Below are 2,463 nucleotides of genomic sequence, written 5' to 3' on the forward strand. Positions count from 1 at the left end.
CACCGGTGCCGCAGGACCGGGTCTCGCCGACCCCCCGCTCGTGCACCCGCATGCGGAGCCGGCCGACGAGCGAACCGTCCACCGCCTCGTCCTCACCCAGCGGCACGACGAGCTCGACGTTGGTGCCGTGCGGAGGCACCGGGGTGACCTGAGGCGCACGCGTGAGGTCGGCGGCCGTCAGCTCGTCCTCGCCACCCAGCGCGAGGACGACGTGCGGGTTGCCGACGTCGACGCTCAGCCCGGCGCGCGCGACCTCCAGCCCGGCGACCTCGACCTCCGCGTCCGCCCCGGCGCGCACGGCCTCGGCGCCGCCGGGAAGGTGCCAGCGACCCATGTCGACGGCGTACCAGACGTCGTCGCCGATGCCGGCGGGGACCTGCACCCGCCGCACGCGCCGCACGCCCGCCCGGGTCCCCAGGGCCAGCTCGCCGTCGGCCGCGTCCCACAGGCCGAGCCGCTCGAGGTAGGCGGCGAACACGCGCACGCCGTTGCCGCACATCTCCGCGACCGACCCGTCGCCGTTGCGGTAGTCCATGAACCAGCGGGCCGACGGGTCCTCGGCCAGCGCGGCCACGCCCTCGGGCAGGAGCTCGCTGGCGACCACCCGGATGACACCGTCTCCGCCGACCCCGGCCCGCCGGTCCGCCAGCTCACGGACGAGCGTCGCGGACAGGTCGATCCGGGCCTCGCGGTCGTCGAGCAGGACGAAGTCGTTCTGCGTCCCGTGACCCTTGGTCACGTGCAGGGTCGGGGCGGCCACCACGGTCATGAGCCCAGGCTACGTCGTGGCGCCGGGTCGTCCGTGGCGAGCCCCAGCTCGCCGGCGTCGGCCGCGGCGACGAGCGCCAGCGCGTGGGCCACGAGGTCGGGATCGCGCGCGTCGAGCCAGTGCACCCGCGGGTCGCGACCGAACCAGCCCATCTGCTTGCGGGCCAGCCGGCGCGTCCCAGCAGCGATCGCGGCCTGTGCGTCGTCCGGGGTGAGCTCGCCGCGGAGCATCGCGAGCACCTCGGCATACCCCACGGCGCGCGACGCCGTCCGGCCCAGACCGTGCTCGAGCAGGTGCTCCACCTCCACCACCAGGCCGCGCCCCCACATCCGGGCGACCCGCTCGGTGATCCGCTCGTCGAGGACCGCGCGGTCGCAGTCCAGCCCGATCTGCACGGCCGGCACCTCGTAGACGTGCTGCGGCAGGCTCGCGGAGTAGGGACGGCCGGTGAGCGCGATGACCTCCAGGGCGCGCACGATCCGGCGCGCGTTGCGGGGGCCGATGCCCTCGGCGGCGACGGGGTCGGCGGCGGCGAGCTCCGCGTGCAGCGCGCGGGCGCCCTCGGCCTCCACCCGCGCCTCGAGCCGGGCACGCAGGGCCTCGTCCGTGCCGGGGAACTCCATGTGGTCGAGCAGGGCGCGGACGTAGAGGCCGGAACCGCCGACGGCGATGGCGCGATGACCGGCGCGCTCGATCGCGTCGAGCGCTGACCGCGCGCGCGCCTGGTAGTCGGCGACCGACGCGTCCTCGTGGACGTCGAGCACGTCGAGGAGGTGGTGCGGCACTCCCTGGCGCTCGTCGACGGTCAGCTTGGCCGTGCCGATGTCCATGCCGCGGTACAGCTGCATGGCGTCCGCGTTGACGATCTCGCCGCCGAGCGCGTGGGCGAGCGCGAGCCCGAGGTCGGACTTGCCCGTCGCCGTCGGGCCGACGAGCGCGACCACGAGGGTCATGCCCTCACTCCACGGTGGGTCGCGCGGGGTCGTGGTAGGCGACCGGGGTCTGCGGCTGACGGGCCACGGGCGCGGTCGGGGCGGCGTCGGGGTAGCGCTCGTCGAGCTCGGCGAAGAAGCGCAGGGCGCTGGCGATCCCGCCGGTCAGGTGCAGGTCCAGCTGCTCGTCGCTGACGCCGCTCTGGTAGTCGACGGTGTGCTCCGTGTACACGGCCACGTGCTCGTCCTCGATCCGCACGTAGATCTTGGGCCAGACCATGGTCTCGGACCACTTGTTGGCACCGAGCAGGATGGTGCCGAGCTCCGTGCCCGGCACCTGCCGCGCCCAGCGGCCACGGACCTGGAGGTACTCCTTGGTGCGGCCCATCGCGATGAACCAGAACGGGTGGCTGTCCCAGCGGCCCACCAGGTCGCCGTCGGTGTCCCGGCCGTAGACCGAGCCCCGGGCGTCGAGCCGCTGCGCGACGCGCTCGATGGTCAGCGGCGGGAGGGTGGGCTCGTGCTCGGGGGATGACATCGGGACCTCGGTGTGTCGGGGACGGACAGCGAGACCTTACCGGGCGTCCCAGAGCAGGACCGCGTGCTGCGCGCCCAGGTCCGTCGACGCCGCGAGCGTGCGCGCCCGGACGCATCCGTCGCCGGCTGCACCGACCAGGACCTGCCACGGCGCCCAGCCACGGACGGCGAGCTCGTCGGCCAGCGCGGGGTCGTCGCCGACGAGCCGGGCTCGCGCGGCCCGCC

Annotated in this window: 4 protein-coding genes; all 4 read right to left on the minus strand. The window is 75.0% G+C overall.

From position 1 onward, the window contains the following. Nucleotides 1–769 (minus strand): diaminopimelate epimerase (dapF, locus tag AC1DUQ_RS20685; RefSeq protein WP_477074512.1); only part of this gene is annotated, 769 nt, incomplete at its 3' end. Beyond that, entirely contained in the window at nt 766–1,722 is a 957-nt protein-coding gene (miaA, locus tag AC1DUQ_RS20690) for a tRNA (adenosine(37)-N6)-dimethylallyltransferase MiaA (RefSeq protein WP_477062969.1), read from the minus strand. The genes dapF and miaA, both read right to left, overlap by 4 nt. A 4-nt stretch (nt 1,723–1,726) precedes the next feature. Next, complete coding sequence (locus tag AC1DUQ_RS20695) at nt 1,727–2,239, minus strand: type III secretion system chaperone family protein (protein ID WP_477062968.1); 513 nt, start codon at nt 2,237–2,239, stop codon at nt 1,727–1,729. Nucleotides 2,240–2,275: 36 nt separating this feature from the next. Next, nucleotides 2,276–2,463, minus strand: a 188-nt coding sequence (locus tag AC1DUQ_RS20700; protein WP_477074513.1) for a hypothetical protein, incomplete at its 5' end; no start/stop codon positions are given.

The organism is Cellulomonas sp. P4_B5_2 (genome assembly GCF_056402235.1).

Coding starts and splice junctions, on each gene's coding strand:
- miaA (WP_477062969.1), bottom strand. CDS start 1,722: ATGACCCTCGTGGTCGCGCTCGTCGGCCCGACGGCGACGGGCAAGTCC.
- AC1DUQ_RS20695 (WP_477062968.1), bottom strand. CDS start 2,239: ATGTCATCCCCCGAGCACGAGCCCACCCTCCCGCCGCTGACCATCGAG.